The 19,759-nt window shown below is 72.5% G+C and carries 18 protein-coding genes; 8 read left to right on the top strand and 10 right to left on the bottom strand.

Annotation, left to right across the window (positions count from 1 at the left end; translation table 11 throughout):
- From ACF061_RS05130 to mce, 5 genes are all read right to left on the bottom strand, one after another.
- Window positions 1-774, bottom strand: coding sequence for an ABC transporter permease (locus tag ACF061_RS05130; protein WP_392265440.1), 774 nt, complete (start codon window positions 772-774; stop codon window positions 1-3).
- 3 nt (window positions 775-777) lie between these two features.
- Window positions 778-1,773, bottom strand: a complete 996-nt coding sequence (locus ACF061_RS05125; RefSeq protein ID WP_392265439.1) for an ABC transporter ATP-binding protein — start codon at window positions 1,771-1,773, stop codon at window positions 778-780.
- Window positions 1,774-1,857: 84 nt separating this feature from the next.
- Window positions 1,858-2,793 carry a cellulose-binding protein gene (locus ACF061_RS05120; RefSeq protein ID WP_392265438.1) on the bottom strand — a complete coding sequence of 312 codons (936 nt, stop codon included), beginning with the start codon at window positions 2,791-2,793 and terminating at the stop codon, window positions 1,858-1,860.
- Window positions 2,794-2,987: 194 nt separating this feature from the next.
- Window positions 2,988-6,968, bottom strand: a complete 3,981-nt coding sequence (gene scy / locus ACF061_RS05115) for a polarized growth protein Scy (RefSeq protein ID WP_392265437.1) — start codon at window positions 6,966-6,968, stop codon at window positions 2,988-2,990.
- A 275-nt stretch (window positions 6,969-7,243) separates the two neighbouring features.
- Entirely contained in the window at window positions 7,244-7,684 is a 441-nt protein-coding gene (mce, locus tag ACF061_RS05110) for a methylmalonyl-CoA epimerase (RefSeq protein WP_392265436.1), read from the bottom strand.
- 149 nt (window positions 7,685-7,833) lie between these two features.
- Between mce and ACF061_RS05105 the strand changes: the two genes are divergently transcribed.
- Together ACF061_RS05105 and meaB are read left to right on the top strand one after the other, a co-directional pair.
- Window positions 7,834-9,042: an acetyl-CoA C-acetyltransferase gene (locus ACF061_RS05105; RefSeq protein WP_392265435.1), complete on the top strand. Its 1,209-nt coding sequence runs from the start codon at window positions 7,834-7,836 to the stop codon at window positions 9,040-9,042.
- A 53-nt stretch (window positions 9,043-9,095) separates the two neighbouring features.
- Window positions 9,096-10,052, top strand: a complete 957-nt coding sequence (meaB, locus tag ACF061_RS05100) for a methylmalonyl Co-A mutase-associated GTPase MeaB (protein WP_392266147.1) — start codon at window positions 9,096-9,098, stop codon at window positions 10,050-10,052.
- 87 nt (window positions 10,053-10,139) lie between these two features.
- Here meaB and ACF061_RS05095 read toward each other — a convergent pair whose 3' ends face one another.
- The 4 genes from ACF061_RS05095 to ACF061_RS05080 all read right to left on the bottom strand — a co-directional run bounded on the left by ACF061_RS05095 (window position 10,140) and on the right by ACF061_RS05080 (window position 12,795).
- Entirely contained in the window at window positions 10,140-10,616 is a 477-nt protein-coding gene (locus ACF061_RS05095; protein WP_392265434.1) for a MarR family winged helix-turn-helix transcriptional regulator, read from the bottom strand.
- Between the two features lie 94 nt (window positions 10,617-10,710).
- Window positions 10,711-11,514 carry an AIM24 family protein gene (locus ACF061_RS05090; protein ID WP_392265433.1) on the bottom strand — a complete coding sequence of 268 codons (804 nt, stop codon included), beginning with the start codon at window positions 11,512-11,514 and terminating at the stop codon, window positions 10,711-10,713.
- Entirely contained in the window at window positions 11,511-12,161 is a 651-nt protein-coding gene (locus tag ACF061_RS05085) for an AIM24 family protein (protein ID WP_392265432.1), read from the bottom strand. The genes ACF061_RS05090 and ACF061_RS05085 overlap by 4 nt, the downstream gene beginning before the upstream one ends.
- 1 nt (window position 12,162) lies before the next feature.
- On the bottom strand, window positions 12,163-12,795 hold the full coding sequence (locus ACF061_RS05080) for an AIM24 family protein (RefSeq protein WP_392265431.1): 633 nt from the start codon (window positions 12,793-12,795) through the stop codon (window positions 12,163-12,165).
- 478 nt (window positions 12,796-13,273) lie between these two features.
- On the opposite strand from ACF061_RS05080, the gene ACF061_RS05075 reads away from it, so the two are divergent.
- Entirely contained in the window at window positions 13,274-13,618 is a 345-nt protein-coding gene (locus tag ACF061_RS05075) for a DUF3817 domain-containing protein (protein ID WP_392265430.1), read from the top strand.
- Complete coding sequence (locus ACF061_RS05070; protein WP_392265429.1) at window positions 13,615-13,917, top strand: MTH1187 family thiamine-binding protein; 303 nt, start codon at window positions 13,615-13,617, stop codon at window positions 13,915-13,917. Before ACF061_RS05075 ends, ACF061_RS05070 begins: the two co-directional genes overlap by 4 nt.
- 422 nt (window positions 13,918-14,339) lie before the next feature.
- Here the strand turns inward: ACF061_RS05070 and ACF061_RS05065 are convergent, their stop codons facing one another.
- Window positions 14,340-15,323, bottom strand: a complete 984-nt coding sequence (locus ACF061_RS05065; RefSeq protein ID WP_392265428.1) for a DUF5937 family protein — start codon at window positions 15,321-15,323, stop codon at window positions 14,340-14,342.
- A gap of 158 nt (window positions 15,324-15,481) precedes the next feature.
- On the opposite strand from ACF061_RS05065, the gene ACF061_RS05060 reads away from it, so the two are divergent.
- From ACF061_RS05060 to ACF061_RS05045, 4 genes are all read left to right on the top strand, one after another.
- Window positions 15,482-16,792, top strand: a complete 1,311-nt coding sequence (locus ACF061_RS05060; protein WP_392265427.1) for an MFS transporter — start codon at window positions 15,482-15,484, stop codon at window positions 16,790-16,792.
- A gap of 22 nt (window positions 16,793-16,814) precedes the next feature.
- Window positions 16,815-17,324, top strand: coding sequence for a MarR family winged helix-turn-helix transcriptional regulator (locus tag ACF061_RS05055; protein WP_392265426.1), 510 nt, complete (start codon window positions 16,815-16,817; stop codon window positions 17,322-17,324).
- Window positions 17,325-17,549: 225 nt separating this feature from the next.
- Window positions 17,550-17,888 (top strand): DUF3817 domain-containing protein, encoded by a 339-nt coding sequence (locus tag ACF061_RS05050; RefSeq protein WP_392265425.1) that lies wholly within the window; start codon window positions 17,550-17,552, stop codon window positions 17,886-17,888.
- A gap of 95 nt (window positions 17,889-17,983) precedes the next feature.
- A complete protein-coding gene (locus ACF061_RS05045) occupies window positions 17,984-19,684 on the top strand; it encodes a methylmalonyl-CoA mutase (protein WP_392265424.1) in 1,701 nt (566 codons plus the stop codon).
- Window positions 19,685-19,759: the final 75 nt, after the last annotated feature.

The following is a 19,759-nucleotide window of genomic DNA, read 5'->3' as shown; positions in this document are numbered from 1 at the left end:
TCAGGCGTCACGTTTCCGCAGCAGCAGGTAGCCGCCGGCCAGTGCCGCGATCACCCACAGCACCATGATCCCGAGGCCGCCCCAGGGCCCGTACGGGGTGTCGTCGCCGATCCGGGGGAGCACCCGGATGATCCGGCTGCCGGCCTGGTCGGGCAGGTACTGGCCGATCTTCCGGGTCGCCGAGACGTTGGCCAGGATGTTGGAGACCAGGAAGAAGAACGGCATCAGCACGCCCAGCGACAGCATCGGCGAACGCAGCATCGCGGCGACGCCCATGGAGAACACGGCGATCAGGGTCATGTAGAGGCCGCCGCCGATCACCGCGCGCAGCACCCCGGGCGAACCGAGGGTGGTCCGCAGCAGCGGACCGAGCATCGCCTGGCCGAGGAAGAACGCGGTGAAGCTGGTGGCCATCGAGACGAGCAGGGCCAGCGCGGTCGCGACGGCCACCTTGCTCGCCAGGAACGCGCCGCGCCGCGGGACCGCGGCCAGCGAGGTGCGGATCACGCCGGTGCTGTACTCGTTCGACACCACCAGCACCCCGAACACGATCATCGCCAGCTGCCCCAGCGCCATCCCCGCGAAGCTGGCGAAGGTCGGGTCGAAGGAGAGCCGCTCGCGGGGGTCCATGCCGCCATACTCGTTCCTCGACAGGGCCGAGATCAGCATGCCGAGGGCGAGGGTGACGACCACGGCGAGGGACAGGGTCCACACCGTGGACGCAACCGAGCGGATCTTGGTCCACTCGGACCGGATGACCTGGGTCGCCGCCATGCCTCAGCCCTCCGCCGGAGTCGTCGACGCCGTCTTCGAGGTCCCCGTCGCACTCCTCGCATCCCACCCCGCGCCCCACGGCCGCCCGGCCGGCTCCGCCTGCGCGTGGTACTCCACCGACTGGGCCGTCAGCCGCATGAACGCGTCCTCCAGCGACGACTGCCGGATGCTCAGCTCGTGCAGCACGACATGGTGCCGCGCGGCCAGCTCCCCGATCCGCTCCGGCTTGCCGCCGGCCACCTCCAGCGCCCCGTCGCCCGCCTCGACGACCGGGACCCCCGCCCCGTGCAGCGCGTCGAGCAGCCGCTCCCGGTCCGGGGTGCGGACGCGGACGCAGGAGCGGGAATTGCGTTCGATGAAGTCCGCCATGGAGGTGTCGGCGAGGAGCCGGCCCTGACCGATGACGACCAGGTGGTCGGCGGTCAGCGCCATCTCGCTCATCAGATGCGAGGAGACGAAGACGGTACGGCCCTGGGCGGCCAGAGATTTCATCAGGCCGCGGATCCAGTGGATGCCCTCGGGGTCGAGGCCGTTGACCGGCTCGTCGAACATCAGGATCCGCGGATCGCCGAGCAGCGCGCCCGCGATGCCGAGCCGCTGGCTCATGCCGAGCGAGAACCCCTTCGCCTTCTTCCGGGCGACCGCCGTCAGCCCCACGGTCTCCAGCACCTCGCGCACCCGGCGGGCGGGGATGCCGTTGCTCTGGGCGAGGAACAGCAGGTGGTTGCGGGCGGACCGGCCGCCGTGCACCGCCCCCGCGTCCAGCAGCGCCCCGATGTACGTCAGCGGGTCCGTGAGCTCGTGGTAGTGCCGGCCGTCGATGCGCACGTCCCCGCCGGTGGGGTGGTCGAGGCCGAGGATCATCCGCATGGTCGTGGACTTCCCCGCCCCGTTGGGTCCGAGGAAGCCCGTCACTGCGCCCGGCCTGACGGTGAAGGTGAGGTCGTCGACCGCCAGCCTCTCGCCGTACCGCTTGGTCAGCCCCACGAGCTCGATCATGCGGCCACGCTAGATGCGGACAAAGCCCCCCGCCACCGGAGGCGGCGGAGGGCTTCGCGATGTTCGCTGCCCGCGACGGAGCCGTTACCGGGTCTGCTGGGCCGGAACCCCGCGGGAGACCGGCTCGTCCTCGGACGGCGAGCCCGCGGCGGCCACCGCGGCACCGGTGAGGGTGGCCAGCATCTCGCGCACGTTGGTGAGCTGCGCGTTGATCGAGTCGCGGCGGTTGGTCAGCGCCGCCAGCTCGCGCTCGGACTCCGAACGGATGCGGTCCGCCTTGGCGTTGGCGTCGGCCACGATGTCCTCGGCCTGGCGCTGGGCCGTCTCCACCGTCTGGCGGGCGCGGCGCTCGGCGTCGGTGCGCAGCTTCTCCGCCTCCAGGCGCAGCTGCTCGGCGCGGTGCTCGATCTCCGCGAGCCGCTTCTCCGCCTTCTGCTGACGGGACGCCAGGTCGCGCTCGGACTGCTCGCGACGCTTGGCGAGGTTGGTCTCGAAGTCGGCGGCGGCCTGCGCGGCCTTGGCGCGGGTCTCCTCGAAGAGGGCGTCGGCCTCCTCCCGCTTGGACTGCGCGTCCTTCTGCGCCTCCGCGCGCAGCTGGGAGGCGTCGCTCTTGGCCTTCTCGACGATCCGGACGCCCTCGTCCTCGGCCTTGGCCTTGCGCTCCGAGGCGAAGGACTCGGCGTCGTTGCGGACCTGCTGGGCCGCCGACTCGGCGAGTTCGCGGTGCTGTTCGGCCGCGCGCCGGGCCTCCTCACGCAGATCCTTGGCCTCCTCCTCGGCGAGGCGGAGGATCTTCTCGACCCGCGCGCCGAGACCCGCGTACGACGGCTCGGCGTCGGAGATCTGGGCCTGGGCGTTCTGCGTCTCGAGGTGCAGCTCCTCGATGCGCTTCTCCAGAGCGGTGATGCGGGACAGAGCACTGTCACGGTCGGAGACGAGCTTGGAGATGCGTTCGTCCACCTGAGCGCGGTCGTACCCACGCCGCACAAGCTCGAAGCCGTAGGGGGAAGTGTCGCTCATGGGGTTCCTGTCGAATGAGACCGGTGAGGTGATAGGTCGAATCCTAGGGGCCGAAGCGGTGTGTCATCGAGCGGATACGTGTTTGATCTGGAGAATGACACCTCTTTTGAGTGGCTGACCGCCGCGATCCTTGCCCGTGACCCCGCGAAGCCTCCGGAAGCTCCCCCGTGAGACCTCCGAATTCACCTTGAAGGTTACCCTTCTGACGATTTGCCACCCGATCGGGGTGCGCCCACCGTCGCGCCCGCCCGGACACCGCCGTCCTTGCCCGACGACGGCGCCTCGAAGGACTCCAGCGCCTCCAGCACGTCCTGGACCCGGGAGATCTCGGCGTTGATGTCCTCGCGCCGGCGCACCAGGACGTCCAGTTCGCGCTTGCCCTCCTCGACCGTGCGCCGGGCCTCGTGGATCGCCTCGGCCTTGAGCTCCTCGGCCTCCTTGACGAGCTTCGCCTTCTTCTGCTCGGCCTCCTTCAGCAGGCCCTCGGCCTTCCGGACCGCGGCGATGCGCACCTTGCCGGCCTCGGAGTTGGCGTCCGACACGATCTCCTTGGCCTTCGCCTGCGCCTTGGCGAGCTGCTCCTCGGCCGCCTTGATCAACGCGTCGCACCGGTCGCCCGTCGACTTCATCGTCTCGGCGGCCTCGCGGCGGGCCCGCTCGTGCAGCTCCTCGATCTCCGTGGTCAGGCGCTCGCGCAGCTCCTCGGCGCGCTCCCGGATCCGGGTGGCGTCCTGGCGGGCGCCGACCAGCAGTTCGTCCGCGTCCGTACGGGCCTTCTCCACCGTCGTGTTGCCCTGCACGGTCGCCTCGGCCAGGATCCGCTCGGCCTCCTGACGGGCCGCGCCCACCATCGTGTCGGCCTGGGACTCCGCGTCCGCCTTGGCCTTGACCGCGCTCGCCTGCGCCTCGGTCAGCAGCTTGTCGGCCTCGGCGGTGGTCTCCGTGATGAGCTTGTCGACCTGCTCGGCCGCCTCCGAACGCCGCTTGTTGGCGTCCTGGCGGGCCTCGTCCAGGGTCCGCTCGGCCTCCTCGCGGGCGGCGGCCAGCGTACGCTCCGCCTCCGCCTGAGCCTCGGACCTGACCCGCTCGGACTCGACGCGGATCCGCTCGGCGCGGCTCTGCGCGGAGCCGACCGTCTCGGCCGCCTCGGCCCGCAGCCGCTCCGCGTCCCCGGTGGCGTCCGAGATCAGCTTCTCCGCCTTGGCGACGGACTCGGCGCGCACCCGGTCGGCCTCGGCGAGCGCCTCGGTGCGCACCCGCTCGGCCTCCTCGGCCGTCTCGGTGCGCAGCCGGTCGGTCTCGGCGACCGTCTCGGCCCGCAACTGGTCGGTCTCGGCGACCGTCTCGGTGCGCAGCCGGTCGGCCTCCGCGATCGTCTCCGTCTGGAGCCGCTCCGCCTCGGACCGGGCCTCGGAGATCAGGGCGTCGGCCTGCGTCGCCGCGTCCGAGCGGATGCGGTTGGCGTCGTCACGGGCGTCGGCGCGGGTGCGCGTCGCGTCCTGGTCGGCCTGCGCGATCGTGTCGGAGGCCTCGGTGCGCACCCGCTGGGCGTGCTCGGCGACGTCCGTGCGGATCCGCTCGGCCTCCGTGATGGCCTCGGCCACCGTGCGCTCCGCGAGCGCCTTGGCGGCCTCGGTCTCCTCCTGCGCCTCCCGGCGCAGCCGGGTCGCGTCCTCGCTCGCCCGCTCCCGCTCGGCGTAGGCGTCGGAGCGGACCCGGTCCGCCTCCTCCTCGGCCTCGCGGCGGGTGCGGTCCGCCGCGTGCTCGGCGGCCGAGCGCAGCCCGGAGATCTCCTCCTGCGCCTGCTCGTGCAGTCCGGCGACGGAGTCCCGCACCTGCTGGGCGTGCTGCTCCGCGGCCGCCACCAGCTCGGTGGCGCGCCGGTCGGCCTCCTCCACCAGCCGGACCGCCTCGGCCTGCGCCTCCTCCACGCGCTTGCGCGCCGAGGCCAGCAGCTCCTCGCTCTGCTCGCGGGCCCGCTCGCGCTCCTGGCCGGCCTCGGCACGTGCCGCGCCGATCAGCTCCTCGGCCTCGCGGCGACGCCGGGCGGCCTCCTCCTGGGCGGCGGCCAGCGTCTCGGACGCCTCGGCGCCCAGCCGCTCCGCGGCGGCCTGCGCCTCCGCGCGGACCCGGTCGGCGGTGTCCTGGGCCTCCGCCTTCAGCCGCTCCGCCTCGGCCGCGGCCTCCGAACGCAGCCGCACGGCCAGGGCCTCGCCCTCCGCGCGGGAGGCGGACGCGTCCGCGGCGGCCTCGTCGCGCAGCCGCTCCGCCTCCGTCTCCGCCTGCTGCCGCAGGGCGCGGATCCGCTCCGCGGCGTCGGTGCGCAGCCGCTCGCTCTCCTCGGCCGCCTCGCGCCGGATCCGCTCGGCCTCCGCCCGGGCGTCGGTCAGCGCCTGCTCGGCGGCGGCCAGACGCTGCTCGGCGTCGGCGTGCAGCCGGGTCAGCTCCTCGGTGGCCTCGCTCTGCCGGGCCGCGACCGCCTGCTCGGTCTCCTCGCGCAGCTCGCGCGCGGCCCGCTCGGCGTCCGCCCGGACCGTCGCCGCCCGCTCGTCCGCCTCCGCGCGGTGCCGCTCGGCCTCCTGACGGGTGCGCTCCAGCGTCTCCTCGGCCTGCCGACGCAGCACGGTGGCCCGCTCGATCGCCTCGGCGCGGACCTTCTCGCTGTCCACCGACGCGGTCTTGCGCAGCTCGTCGGCGTCCGCCTTGGCCTTGGTCAGCAGCTCCTCGGCGGACTTCGCCGCCTCCTCGATCTGCGACACCGCCTCGCGCCGGGCCTCGGCGCGGATCCGCTCGCCCTCGGCGACCGCCTCGGAGCGCAGCTGTTCGGCCTCGCCGCGCAGCCGGCGCGCCTCCTCCTGGAGCTCGACCGTCTTGGCGCGGTACTCCTTGGTGTCGTCCTTGGCCGCGCCCTTGAGCTGTTCGGCGATGTCGTGCGCCTCGGCACGCAGCCGGTCCGCCTCGGCCTCGGCCTCGGTGCGGATCCGCTCGGCCTCCTCGGCGGCGGCCTTCGTGGTCTTCGCGGCGTCCTGGGACGCCTTGTTCAGCACGTCCTCGGCGGTCTTCGCCGCCTTCGCCAGCTGGGTGGCCGCCTCCTCGGCGGTGGCGGTGCGGGCCTTCTCGGTGGCCTCCGCGACGACCTTCTCCGCCTCGGCGCGGGCGTCGGCGACGAGCTGCTCGGCCTCCGAACGCGTGTTCTCGGCGTCCTTGGTGGCCTCCGCGACCAGCCGGGCGACCTGCTCCTTGGCGGTGCGCGTGCGCTGCTCGTTGGCCGACTCGGCGCTCGCCAGCGTCTTGGCGGCGGCCTCCTTGGCCTCGGCGACCAGCTTCTCCGACTCGCTCTGCGCCTTGCGCAGAGCCTCCTCGGCCTCGGTCATCCGCTGCTCGGCGGCCCGGCTCAGCTCGGCGGCCTGCCGGCGGGCGGCGTCCGACTCGGTGGCCGTGGTGCTGCGCAGCCGCTCGGCGTGGTCGGTGGCCTCCTGGGCCTGGGTGGAGGCGGCGCCGAGGAGCCGCTCGGCGTCCGCGCGGGCGCGGCGCAGGATCTGCTCGGCCTCCGTGCGGGCCGACTCGGCCTCGCTGCGCAGCCGCTGCCGGGCCTCGGCGGTCAGCCGCTCGGCCTCCGCGCGGGCGGCGGCCATGGCCTGCTCGGCCTCGGTGCGGGACTCGTCGAGCAGCCGGCGGGCCTGCTGCTCGGTGCGGGCGCGCAGCTGCTCCGCCCAGGCCACGTTCTCGTTGACGTGCGACTCGACGGTCTGCCGGCGCTCGGCCAGCTCCTGGTCGAGCTGCTGGCGGCGGGTCACCGCCTCCTGGTGCAGCTCGGCCTGCAGCCGCGCCGCCTGCTCGGCGTGCTCCTGGAGGATGCGCTGGGTCTGCGCCCGGGCCTGGCTCAGCTCCCGCTCGGCGTCCGCCCGGATCTGGTCGGCCTGCACCTGCGCGTTGCGCAGCAACTGCTCGGCCTGGTAGCCGATGTCCGCGCTGTCGTAGGCGGGCCGGGACATGATGGTCCGGCGCGCCTCGTGCAGCTTGGCGCGCAGCACCTCTACCTGGTAGCCGAGATCCTCGGCGTGCTGGATCGCCTTTTCCCGCTCGGTCTTCAGCCGCTCCATCTCGGCCTCGAACCGAGAGAGGTGGTCGACGTCAGCCGCCGGCTCTCGCTCCTGGCGTTCGTAGCCCCGCACTGCGCGGTCCCATCCGTCCCCTGGTCGCAAGCCTGTCCAAACGAGCTCCGTCCATCCGCCGGACGGGGCCCCCGGGGAATGGTGTCAGATCAACGGCGGAGCATGGGCTGCCGCCCCGTCGCCCGTCCCCCGAAACGCGGACCCCGGCGGTTCCTGGCGTCGAGGCCGACGGCGTCAACGCGGTGGGAGACGGGCGTCGGCCTCGACGGCAGGACCGGGCCGCACCCGTTCCGGGTACGACCGACCCCAACCCTACCGGCCCTCATCCACGAGGGTCAGTGCTCGGCCGACTCAACGGGCGCCGAAGTCACCAGTTCTGTCAGCACACCGTGGCAGTCCTTGGGGTGCAGGAAGGTGATCCGCGACCCCATGGAGCCGCGTCGCGGCTCGTCGTACAGGACGCGCACGCCCTTGCCGCGGATGTCGGCGGCGTCCGCGTCCACGTCGGCGGTGCCGAAGGCGATGTGGTGGACGCCCTCCCCGTTCTTCGCCAGCCACTTCCCGACGGCGGAGTCCTCCCGGGTGGGTTCCAGAAGTTGCAGATAGGAAGCACCGCCGTCGGAGGTCCCGTTGATCCTGAGCATGGCCTCGCGCACGCCCTGCTCCTCGTTGACCTCGGTGTGGAACACCTCGAAGCCGTACGTGGCCCGGTAGAACTCGACGGTGGTGTCGAGGTCGTGGCAGGCGATCCCGATGTGGTCGATTCGCGTCAGCATGGTTTCAGTGCAGCGCCCCGGGGATGGTTACGCAACGTGCGCGCGATCACACCGACGGCCCGGTGACGGGGTGGACCGCGTCTCAGTACATTCGAAGTAAACCCTCGTTCACTCCTCGGCTGTGCAGGCCGGTAAGGGGATCGCAGCTCATGTCTTCTGGAACTCCCGGTACGACCGGCTCGGTGATCGTCGCGGGCGCCCGTACGCCCATGGGACGGTTGCTCGGCTCGCTGAAATCCTTCTCCGGAGCCGACCTCGGCGGCTTCGCGATCAAGGCCGCCCTCGACCGTGCGGGGATCGGCGGCGACCAGGTGCAGTACGTGATCATGGGCCAGGTGCTCCAGGCCGGTGCGGGGCAGATCCCGGCACGTCAGGCGGCGGTCAAGGCCGGCATCCCGATGAACGTCCCGGCGCTCACCATCAACAAGGTGTGCCTCTCGGGGCTGGACGCCATCGCGCTGGCCGACCAGCTCATCCGGGCGGGTGAGTTCGACGTGATCGTCGCCGGCGGCCAGGAGTCCATGACCAACGCCCCGCACCTGCTGCCCAAGTCCCGCGAGGGCTTCAAGTACGGCGCCGTCGAGATGCTCGACGCGATGGCCCACGACGGCCTGACCGACTCCTTCGAGGGCATCGCCATGGGCGCGTCCACGGAGAAGCACAACACCCGCCTGGGCATCGGCCGCGCCGAGCAGGACGAGATCGCCGCCCTGTCCCACCAGCGCGCCGCCGCCGCGCAGAAGAACGGTCTGTTCGAAGCCGAGATCACCCCGGTCGAGATCCCGCAGCGCAAGGGCGACCCGGTCCTGTTCAGCAAGGACGAGGGCATCCGCGGCGACACCACGGTGGAGTCGCTGGCCAAGCTCCGCCCGGCGTTCGCCAAGGACGGCACGATCACCGCCGGCTCCGCCTCGCAGATCTCCGACGGCGCCGCGGCCGTGGTCGTGATGAGCAAGGCCAAGGCGCAGGAGCTGGGCCTGGACTGGATCGCCGAGATCGGCGCCCACGGCAACGTGGCCGGCCCGGACAACTCGCTGCAGTCGCAGCCCTCCAACGCGATCGCGCACGCCCTGAAGAAGGAGGGCCTGGAGGTCTCGGACCTGGATCTCATCGAGATCAACGAGGCGTTCGCCGCCGTCGCCGCGCAGTCAATGAAGGACCTCGGCGTGTCCACGGAAAAGGTGAACGTGAACGGCGGCGCCATCGCCCTGGGTCACCCGATCGGGATGTCCGGCGCCCGTCTCGTACTGCACCTGGCGCTGGAGCTGAAGCGCCGGGGCGGCGGCGTCGGCGCGGCCGCGCTGTGCGGCGGCGGCGGTCAGGGCGACGCGCTGATCGTCCGGGTGCCGAAGGCGTAACCCCCCGTTTTTCCGCCCCATCTCTTTACGCCGATCACGTGAACGGAGCTGTGATGCAGGACGTCTCCTCTCTGGTGGCCCAGGCCAGGGAAGGCCGGCCGCGGGCCGTGGCCCGGCTGATCTCCTTGGTGGAGGGGGCGTCCCCACAGCTCAGGGAAGTCATGCGGACGCTCGCCCCGCTGACCGGCAACGCCTATGTCGTCGGCCTCACCGGCGCCCCGGGCGTCGGCAAGTCGACCTCCACCTCGGCGCTCGTGACGGCCTACCGCAAGCAGGGCAAGCGGGTCGGCGTGCTGGCGGTCGACCCGTCGTCCCCGTTCTCCGGGGGAGCGCTGCTGGGCGACCGCGTCCGGATGTCGGAGCACGCCTCCGACCCGGGCGTCTACATCCGCTCGATGGCGACGCGCGGGCACCTGGGCGGCCTCGCCTGGGCCGCCCCGCAGGCGATCCGGGTGCTGGACGCGGCGGGCTGCGACGTGATCCTGGTCGAGACGGTCGGCGTCGGCCAGTCCGAGGTGGAGATCGCCTCCCAGGCGGACACGAGCGTGGTCCTCCTGGCCCCCGGGATGGGCGACGGCATCCAGGCGGCGAAGGCCGGGATCCTGGAGATCGGCGACGTCTACGTCGTCAACAAGGCCGACCGGGACGGCGCGGACGCGACCGCACGCGAGCTGAACCACATGCTGGGCCTCGGCGAGGCCCGTGGCCCGGGCGACTGGCGGCCGCCGATCGTGAAGACGGTGGCGGCCCGCGCCGAGGGCGTCGACGAGGTCGTCGAGGCCCTGGAGAAGCACCGGGCGTGGATGGAGGAGCGGGGTGTGCTCACCGAGCGTCGCCGCGCCCGAGCGGCCCACGAGGTGGAGACGATCGCCGTCACGGCCCTGCGCGAACGCATCGGCGACCTGCACGGGGACCGCCGGCTCAGCGCGCTCGCGGAGCGCATCGTGGCCGGCGAGCTGGATCCGTACCGCGCGGCGGACGAACTGGTGGCGGGCCTGACACAGGCGTAGGGCGGCGCGGCCGGCGGGCCCGGACCTCGGTACGGTCCGCGCCCGCCGCCGTGCCGGCCGGTGTCGCGCCGGCGGGTTCCGCCGGGCTCAGGGACGTCCCCGCTGGGCCCGCAGGTGGTCGGCGATCGGCTTCAGGGCCTTGTCCAGCTCCCTCAGCGCCTCGGGGTCCAGCAGATCGATGAAGTGCCTCCGCACGGACGCCACATGGTGCGGTGCGACCTTCTGCATGGTCTCCATGCCGTGCTCGGTGAGGACCGCGTACAACCCTCTGCGGTCGGACTCGCAGTTCTCACGGCGCACCAGGTTCGCGTTCTCCATGCGGGTGATCTGGTGCGAGAGGCGGCTCTTGGACTGGAGGGTGGCGGACGCGAGGTCGCTCATCCGCATCCGCACGTCCTCCGACTCCGACAGGTTCACCAGGATCTCGTAGTCGTTCATAGTCAGGCCGAACGGCTGCAGATCCTTCTCGAGCTGGTAGGTCAACAGCCTGTTGACCTCCAGGTGGGTGCGCCAGGCGCACTGCTCCGCGTCCGTCAGCCAGCGCGTGGCCGTCTCGGTCTCCATGTATGAAGTCTACCTAAAAAGTTGAAAGGCGAACTAGTGAGGGTGGTGTGGCGGTGCGCACGCGTTCGAGCCGTCACACTCCGCAGACTACCGCTCACAGCCCGAAGCGACGCTGGAGGTCTCCCAGCTGTCCGGGAAGACGCGGTGCGCCCGCCTGCTGTCCGTGCCCCCCGGACGCCCCCGTGCCGCCGGGTACACCCGGTTCGTTCGGGACCGCCCCGGTGGCCTGCTCGGCCATGAGGGCCTCGGTGGACTGGAGCAGTACCGTGCCGGCCCCCACGAACTCGAACTGGTGCTCCTCCCCGGAGGCCCCGCCGAGGCCCGTCATCGCACGTAGACCGCCCATCACCCCGGTCAGGTAGCCATGGTCGTAGTGGTGGCACGGGGAGGGGCAGTCGGCCCATCCGACGAGCGCCTGGGGGTCCACCCGGATCGGGGGCTCCATGAACACCACCGGTCCGTTGGACGCGGCCACGAACTTCCCGGTTCCGATGAGCGTCAGGAAACCCGGCACGATCGATTGCTTGAGGGCGAGACTTGGCTGAAAAGCAAGCAGGTTGCCCGAGCGAATGGTCAGATTGCCGTCGTCCAAGTCGTAGGAGTTGACATCGAAGGCCCGGTCGGCGAGCAGCATCTTGCCCGAGCCCTCGGCCACCACCCAGTCGCTGGCGTGCAGAGGCGAATGGAACGACGTGCGCACGAGCCGGTCCAGCCGGCCGTGTCCGACGCCGTTGAACTCGATCGCCCCGTAGTAGGCGATCATCTTCCCCTTCTGGAGGAACCACTGGCTCCCCTTGAGCTCCACGCAGAAGGTGTAGTGGTTGACGTTGTCGTCCACCGGCAGGGTCGTCGGGTCGTACACCACGGGTTCGGCGCCCGGCGTCGCGTACGCGCTCACAGTTTCTCCTCCGAGGCCTGGACGTAGACCACGCCGCTGCCGCTCAGCTCCAGCTGGAAGGCCTCGCCGGATCCGCGCCCCACCATGTCGCGCCACCCCAGGGCGGTGGACAGCTTGTTGCGCACATCGCCGTGGTGGGCGACGTAGGCCTGTGGGTCCACGTGGACCGGCCGCTGCGGAGTGATCGGAAGCTCCAGGACGCCTCCGTGGGCCATCACGGCCACCGCCCCGTGTCCCTTGAGCGTGGTCGTGAAGAGGCCCTGGCCCGTCACCTGCCCGCGCACCATGCCCATCACCCCGCCCTGCGAGCCCATGAACATCGTGCCCTGCCGGAGGGTGCCCTCGAAGGCGAGCAGCCGGTCCGCCTCCACGTACAGGGTGTCGCCCGTCAGGGTGATGATCTGGACGTGGTGGCCACCGTGCCCGAAGAAGACGGTGCCGCTGCCCTCCACGGTCATCAGGGGCGTCGCCTCGCCCGCGACCCGCCGTCCGATCATCGACATGATCCCGCCCTGACCGCCCTGGATGCTGGGCGTGAACGACACCTCCCCCCGGTACGCCAGCATGGCGCCCCGCTGGCTGAACAGCCGCTGCCCCGGCACCACCGTGGCCTCGACCATCTTGGAGTTGATCTCCCGGAAGGCCATGTCACACGTCCCCCGCGATCGTGTTCCGCTCGCTCGGCTGCACGTACACGAGGCCGTCCCCCTCGAACCGGATCTGGAAGGCCTCGCCGCCGCCCTCGCCGAGGAAGGTGCGGAAGGTCACCCCGGACTGGAAGGACTGCCGTAGGTTCCCCTGGTGCGCGATGTACGCGCCGGGGTCGACGATCAGCGGGTACTGCGGACCGACCCGGAGCACCACCGCGGGCCCGTCCGACATGATCGCCGCCTGCCCGTGCCCCTCGACGGTGGTCGTGAACAGCCCGTTGCCCTGCGAGGCGCCCCGCAGCCCGGTGAAGGTCGTCCCCGTCCGCAGCCCCCCGTCGGTCGCCAGCAGATTGCTCGACTCGACGTACAGCTTGTCGCCGGAGAGCCGCACCAGATTGATCTCGGACGCCCGGTCGGCGAACCAGCACGTCCCCTGTCCCCGCACCTCCATCACGGTCATCTGTTCACCGGTGAGCCGCCGCGTCACCATGCCGCGCAGCCCCTCACCCCCACCGGTGAGCTTCTTGAAGGCCATCTGCCCGTCGTACGCGACCATCGAGCCGTTCTTCGCCTTCACGGCGTCCCCGGTCATGTCGACGGCGAGCACCTTGCTGCCTTGAAGTCGGAACATCGCCACGAGTGCGAAGGTAGCGGCGAACGGGGTGGTGCCGACAGGGCCCACGGGTGGAGACGCCCCCTGATCCGTCCCTCAGGGCCCGTCGTCGAACTCCCGTCCGCCCAGCGACGCCACCCACGCTTCCCCGAGCCCTTCGAGCAGAGGGCCCACTCGCCGCACCGGGCCCCGACCCGGGTGCATCCGTTCGAGGCTCAGGGCCGCGGCGCGCCGAGAGCACGCACCCGACGCCGCGGGAGCCGCCCCGCGCGCGGACGACGCGAGTTCGACGACCGGATCCGCCTGGGGGCCGCAGGTTCGTCCCGCGCCGGGCCCGCGGACCCGATCGGACCTGTTCGGACCAGGTCCGAACGAAGGACCCGGGGGCGGCCGGACCCCGTCCCGACCCACTCCCGACGGTTTGCCACAATGGACAGAACTTTGTGCCTGTGTTCACAAACTCGGGCCCCAGCGTCTCTCCCACCGAAGGTGACCCGTGGACATCAAGACAGCCTCCGCCCTCCGCCGCCTCCGCCTGGTCTCCGCCCCCGAGGCCGTCAGCTTCATCCTCCTGCTGGTCTGCTCGGTCCTGAAGCGCACCACGGACTTCAACGGCGTGCCCGTCATGGGCTCGGTCCACGGCGTGCTCTTCGTCCTCTACGTGATCTTCTGGCTCGACGCCTGGAACCGCGCGAAGTGGTCCGCCAAGACCGCCGCCCTGTACTTCGTCCTCTCGGTCCTGCCCACCGGCGGCTTCTTCGCCGAGCGCAAGCTCAAGCGCGAGGCCGAGGACGCGGTGATCGCCTCCCGCGCCCGCCGCGAGGGAGTCGTGAACGCATGATCGTCGCCTTCTCGGTCACCCCGCTGGGCGTGGGCGAGGACGTCGGCGAGTACGTCGCCGACGCCGTCCGCGTGGTCCGCGAGTCCGGCCTGCCCAACCGTACCGACGCGATGTTCACCTCCGTGGAGGGGGAGTGGGACGAGGTCATGGACGTGGTCAAGCGCGCCGTGGCCGCGGTGGAGGCCCGTGCCCCCCGCGTCTCCCTGGTCCTCAAGGCCGACATCCGCCCCGGCGTGACGGACGGCCTCACCGCCAAGGTGGAAACGGTGGAGAGACACCTCTCCCAGCACGCCGAATAGAACTGCCTGACGCCCGCCCCGCCCCTGCGGAGGCGCGAGCCGCCAGGGCCGGCGCCATCGGCCCGCAGCCCCGCAGCCCCGCGGCCCACGCTCCGGCTCGTGCCCTCGGGGCGAGCCGGGGCGCGGACCCCGGCCGCCCGGCGGCGGACCGGCTCCCACGGCCCCCCGCCCGGCGGCGGACCGGCTCCCGTGGCCCGCACCCACCCGACGGCGGGAGCGGGCCGCTGGGGTGCGTCCGAAGACCGCCGCGTACCGCGCCGCGGTACCGGACCGGTCCGGCCGAGGGGGCGCGGAGCCGTCCGTGTGCCACGGGCCGGACGCACCACCGCGGCCCCGGTCCCACCACTCACCCGCGGGCGTGGCGTCACCCGTGGCCGCGGCGACGTCCACGACCGGGCCGCACCGGCGGGGCGGCCGGCGGCTCACTCCCCGGACCCCACCAGCGCCATCCCCAACGGCGTCCGCTCGTACAGCACCTGGTGCCCGTACCGCCGGGAAGTGAGCAGACCCGCCCCCCGCAGTGCCGACAGGTGCCCGGAGACCGAGGACGGAGCGAGCCCCAGCCGGTGGGCCAGGGCGGTGGTCGTCGCCGGATCGCCCAACGCGGCCAGCACCGCCGCCCGCCCCCGCCCCAGCAGCCGCACGAGCGCCTCGCTCTGCTCCGCGTCCGGCTCCGTCCACAACCCCGCCAGCCCCCGCGCCGGATAGACCACCGTCGGCTGCCACGGCTCCTCGTAGCCGCTGACCACCTCGGGCCAGGAGAACACGCTGGGCATCAGCACCAGCCCCTGCCCGCCCAGCTCCCGCCCGTGCTCGCCGTGCCAGTCGACGGTCAGCGTCCGCCCGTCCCAGGACAGCCGCCGGTCCAGCTCGGGCAGCAGCGCCCCCAGCCCCACCTCGGCCAGCCGCCGCGAGTGGAACGCCACATCGGCCTCCAGCAGCGCCCGCAACCGCGGCCACTCCGGCTCGACCAGCGCGTGCCACGCGGCCTCCAGCAGATCGGCCAGCTCCCGCACCGCACGCTCCGGGTCGGCGAGCAGCGCCCGCCCGCCCGGCGACCCGAGCGCACCCGGCGTGTCGGCGAGCGACCGGGCGATGTCCGCCCGGGCCGCCACCGGATCGGCGGCCCGCACACCGGCGATCTCCTCCTCGAACGTGGCGGCCGGCCCGACCGGCGGCGGCCCCAGGAAGTCCGGGCTGTGCCCGCGCACCGGCATCAGCAGCCACAGCGCCGTCAGGTCCAGCCCGCGCGCGGCCTCCCGGGTGCGCCGCAGCCACTGCGGGTGGTACCCGTGCCGGTCCGGCCGTCCCAGCGTCCGCACGGCCTCCTGCGTCTCCCACAGCGGTGACACGGCGAACCGGCACCGCAGGAGATCGTCGTCCCCGAAGTGCAGACGGAAGGGCATGACCGGCGGCCTCCGGGAAGATTCGGCTGACACCGAAACTTTAGGCGGCTCTGCGGCCGACGGGCACGCTGCCGCACATGCGAGAGCACGACGCACCACAAGCACCAGCCCTCACCGCGCCACCACCGTCACCCCCACCACCCGTGTCCCCACCGCCCGTGTCCCCACCACCCTCGCCGGCGCCATCACCCCCATCCGCATCGCCCGCGCCCGCCTCCCCGTGCTCCTCCAGCCCCGGCTACGCCCAGGCCCTGGCCGTCCCCGAGTTCCGGGCCGTCTTCGCCGCCCACGCCCTCTCCCTGCTCGGCGTGATCGTCAGCGAGATCGCCCTGTCGGTGCTCGTCTACGACCTGACCGGCTCGCCCCTGATGAGCGCGCTCACCTTCGCGCTGGGCTTCCTGCCGTACGTCGTCGGCGGCACCCTCCTGGCCGGAGTGGCCGACCGCTTCCCCGCCCGCCGGGTACTGGTCGTCTGCGACCTGGTGTGCGCGGCCTGCGTGGCGCCGATGGCGACGTCGGGCGCCCACATCGGCGTCGTGCTCGCCCTGCGCTGCGCCCTCGCCGTGGTGTCGCCGGTCTTCCAGGGAACCCGGATGGCCACCCTCGCCGACATCCTCGGCGACGGCGACCTGTTCGTCCTCGGCCGCTCCCTGCTGCGCATCGTCTCGCAGAGCGCCCTGCTGGTCGGCTACGGCCTCGGCGGCATCCTGCTCACGGTGGTCAGCCCCCGGCACGCGCTGCTGATCACCGTGGCCACCTTCCTCGCCTCCGCCGCCCTGCTCCGCTTCGGCACCCGGCACCGCCCCGCACGGACCGGCGGAACCGCCGCGCCCACCGCGTCGGGCGCCCTGGTGGGCGACTCGCTGCGGGGCGCCCGGCAGGTGCTCGCCGACCGCCGCGTCCGGGTGCTGCTCCTGCTGTTCTGGCTGCCGCCGATGTTCACGGTGGCGCCGGAGGCGCTGGCGGCCCCGTACGCCGACGAGCTCGGTACCGGATCCACCGGCCTGGGCCTGCTGATGTGCGCGCTGCCGGTCGGCACCATCGCGGGCGAGCTGTACGCCGGCGCCCGGCTGCGGCCCGCCACCCGGGAACGGATCGCCCTCCCGCTGGTCTGCCTCACGCTGCTGCCGTACCTCGGCTACGCCTTCCGTCCGGGCCTCACCGCCTCGCTGCTCCTGCTGCTGCTCTCCGGCGCGGGGTCCGCGTACACGCTGGGCCTGGACCAGTGGTTCGTCGGGGCGGTGCCGGAGGAACTGCGCGGACGGGCCATGACGCTGCTCACGGCCGGCCTCATGACGATCCAGGGCGTGGGCATGGCACTGGCGGGGGTCGCGGCCGAGTTCGCCGGGGTGCGGGCGACGGTCGCGGGCGCCGGGGCACTGGGAACGGCGTCCTGCGCGCTGCTCGCCCTGGCCGCCCGGCGGTCCGCCGGAGTACCGAAGAGCGAGACGGAGCTGACCGCGATATGACCGGCGGGTAGGGTCTGATGCCGTGCCGAAGCCCCTCAGTCTCCCGTTCGACCCCATCGCCCGTGCCGACGAGCTCTGGAAGCAGCGATGGGGAAGCGTGCCGTCCATGGCGGCGATCACCTCCATCATGCGCGCCCACCAGATCCTGCTGGCCGAGGTCGACGCGGTGGTCAAGCCGTACGGGCTGACCTTCGCGCGCTACGAGGCCCTGGTCCTGCTGACCTTCTCCAAGGCCGGCGAGCTGCCGATGTCCAAGATCGGCGAGCGGCTGATGGTGCACCCCACCTCCGTGACCAACACGGTGGACCGGCTGGTCACCTCGGGCCTGGTGGCCAAGCGCCCCAACCCCAACGACGGGCGCGGCACCCTGGCCGTCATCACCGACAAGGGCCGGGACGTCGTGGAGTCGGCCACCCGCGACCTGATGGCGATGGACTTCGGCCTCGGGGCCTACGACGCGGAGGAGTGCGCGGAGATCTTCGCGATGCTGCGCCCGCTGCGGGTCGCGGCGCACGACTTCGACGAGGACTGAGCCGGACACCGGGGCCGGAAGCCCGGCCCGTGACCCCGGCAGTGACCCCGGGCGCCGGGACGAAGGCGCAGGCCGGAGGCGGTCCCCTGATGCCGGCCCGGGAGCCGGGGCCGGGAGTCCGCCCCGTCGCCCGGCGCGGACGCCTGATCCGGAGGACCGGGAGAGGGGCGTGGCGAGGGCGACCCGGGACAAGATCTCCCGGATCGGGCGGTTACGCTCGACCGCATGAAGAAGAGCGTGCTGACCCGCTACCGCGTCATGGCCTACGTCACCGGCGTGCTGCTGGTCCTGCTGACCCTCGGCGTGATCGCCAAGTACGGCCTCCAGATCGACGGGGCGGCGAAGTTCACCACCGTCATCGGCATCGCGCACGGCTGGCTGTACGTGATCTACCTGGTCTTCGCCTTCGACCTGGGCTCCAAGGCCAAGTGGCCGGTCGCCAAGCAGCTGTGGGTCCTGCTCGCCGGCACCATCCCCACCGCCGCCTTCTTCGTGGAGCGCAGGATCAGCCGCGAGCTGGAGGGCAGGGTCGCGGGCGGCACGCCCGCGGTCGCCGAGGCGTAGACCGGGCCGCCGGCACATCGCTCGCACCGCCGTACGCCGACGCGTACGGCGGTCAGCCGTCGACAGTTACTAGGACGTCCTAGTAAATTCGGGGTATGGACGCTCACGGCATCGAAGACGGCCGCCGCCGCTGGCAGGCCCGGTACGACGCCGCGCGCAAGCGCGACGCAGACTTCACCACGCTCTCCGGCGACCCCGTGGAGCCGGTGTACGGCCCCCGGCCCGGGGACACCTACGAGGGCTTCGAGCGGATCGGCTGGCCCGGGGAGTACCCCTTCACGCGCGGCCTGTATCCGACCGGCTACCGGGGGCGGACCTGGACCATCCGGCAGTTCGCCGGATTCGGCAACGCCGAGCAGACCAACGAGCGCTACAAGATGATCCTCGGCAACGGCGGAGGCGGTCTGTCCGTCGCCTTCGACATGCCCACGCTCATGGGCCGCGACTCGGACGACCCGCGCTCACTGGGCGAGGTCGGCCACTGCGGAGTGGCCATCGACTCCGCGGCCGACATGGAGGTGCTGTTCAAGGACATTCCGCTCGGGGACGTCACCACCTCCATGACCATCAGCGGGCCGGCCGTCCCCGTCTTCTGCATGTACCTGGTCGCCGCCGAGCGGCAGGGCGTGGACCCCGGCGTGCTCAACGGCACGCTCCAGACGGACATCTTCAAGGAGTACATCGCCCAGAAGGAGTGGCTCTTCCAGCCCGAGCCGCACCTGCGCCTGATCGGCGACCTGATGGAGCACTGCGCCTCCCGCATCCCCGCCTACAAGCCGCTGTCCGTCTCCGGCTACCACATCCGTGAGGCCGGGGCCACGGCCGCGCAGGAGCTGGCGTACACCCTCGCGGACGGCTTCGGCTACGTCGAGCTGGGCCTCAGCCGGGGTCTGGACGTGGACGTCTTCGCGCCCGGCCTGTCCTTCTTCTTCGACGCGCACGTCGACTTCTTCGAGGAGATCGCCAAGTTCCGCGCGGCACGGCGCATCTGGGCCCGCTGGATGCGGGACGTCTACGGCGCCGAGTCGGAGAAGGCGCAGTGGCTGCGCTTCCACACCCAGACCGCCGGCGTCTCGCTCACCGCCCAGCAGCCGTACAACAACGTCGTGCGCACGGCCGTGGAGGCGCTCGCGGCGGTGCTCGGCGGCACGAACTCGCTGCACACCAACGCCCTCGACGAGACCCTGGCGCTGCCCAGCGAGCAGGCCGCGGAGATCGCGCTGCGCACGCAGCAGGTGCTGATGGAGGAGACCGGCGTCGCCAACGTCGCCGACCCGCTGGGCGGTGCCTGGTACGTCGAGCAGCTGACCGACCGGATCGAGGCGGACGCGGAGAAGATCTTCGAGCGGATACGGGAGCGCGGGCTGCGCGCCCACCCGGACGGGCGGCACCCGGTCGGGCCGATCACCTCCGGCATCCTGCGGGGCATCGAGGACGGCTGGTTCACGGGCGAGATCGCCGAGTCCGCGTTCCGGTACCAGCAGTCGCTGGAGAAGGGCGACAAGCGGGTCGTCGGCGTCAACGCCCACACCGGTTCCGTCACCGGCGACCTGGAGATCCTGCGGGTGAGCCACGAGGTGGAGCGGGAGCAGGTGCGGATCCTCGCCGAGCGGAAGGCGGCGCGGGACGAGGGCGCCGTGCGCTCCGCGCTGGACGGCATGCTGGCGGCCGCCCGGTCCGGGGCGAACATGATCGAGCCGATGCTCGACGCCGTCCGGGCCGAGGCGACGCTGGGCGAGATCTGCGGGGTGCTGCGGGACGAGTGGGGGGTGTACACCGAGCCGGCGGGGTTCTGACCGGAACGGGCGGCGGCCGGGGGATCCCGGCCGGGTGATCCCCTCGCCCCCGCCGTCCCCGGGGGCCGTGCCGGG

The sequence above is a fragment of the Streptomyces sp. NPDC015220 genome, assembly GCF_043079345.1.
Classification (GTDB): Bacteria; Actinomycetota; Actinomycetes; order Streptomycetales; family Streptomycetaceae; genus Streptomyces.
The sequence above is the reverse complement of the archived record's forward strand: the minus strand, read 5'-3'. Positions and strand labels throughout refer to the sequence as shown.

Coding starts and splice junctions, on each gene's coding strand:
- ACF061_RS05130 (WP_392265440.1), bottom strand. CDS start 774: ATGGCGGCGACCCAGGTCATCCGGTCCGAGTGGACCAAGATCCGCTCG.
- meaB (WP_392266147.1), top strand. CDS start 9,096: ATGCAGGACGTCTCCTCTCTGGTGGCCCAGGCCAGGGAAGGCCGGCCG.
- ACF061_RS05065 (WP_392265428.1), bottom strand. CDS start 15,323: ATGCCCTTCCGTCTGCACTTCGGGGACGACGATCTCCTGCGGTGCCGG.
- ACF061_RS05085 (WP_392265432.1), bottom strand. CDS start 12,161: ATGGCCTTCCGGGAGATCAACTCCAAGATGGTCGAGGCCACGGTGGTG.
- ACF061_RS05045 (WP_392265424.1), top strand. CDS start 17,984: ATGGACGCTCACGGCATCGAAGACGGCCGCCGCCGCTGGCAGGCCCGG.
- ACF061_RS05125 (WP_392265439.1), bottom strand. CDS start 1,773: ATGATCGAGCTCGTGGGGCTGACCAAGCGGTACGGCGAGAGGCTGGCG.
- ACF061_RS05095 (WP_392265434.1), bottom strand. CDS start 10,616: ATGGAGACCGAGACGGCCACGCGCTGGCTGACGGACGCGGAGCAGTGC.
- ACF061_RS05120 (WP_392265438.1), bottom strand. CDS start 2,793: ATGAGCGACACTTCCCCCTACGGCTTCGAGCTTGTGCGGCGTGGGTAC.
- ACF061_RS05050 (WP_392265425.1), top strand. CDS start 17,550: ATGAAGAAGAGCGTGCTGACCCGCTACCGCGTCATGGCCTACGTCACC.
- ACF061_RS05080 (WP_392265431.1), bottom strand. CDS start 12,795: ATGTTCCGACTTCAAGGCAGCAAGGTGCTCGCCGTCGACATGACCGGG.
- ACF061_RS05105 (WP_392265435.1), top strand. CDS start 7,834: ATGTCTTCTGGAACTCCCGGTACGACCGGCTCGGTGATCGTCGCGGGC.
- mce (WP_392265436.1), bottom strand. CDS start 7,684: ATGCTGACGCGAATCGACCACATCGGGATCGCCTGCCACGACCTCGAC.
- ACF061_RS05070 (WP_392265429.1), top strand. CDS start 13,615: ATGATCGTCGCCTTCTCGGTCACCCCGCTGGGCGTGGGCGAGGACGTC.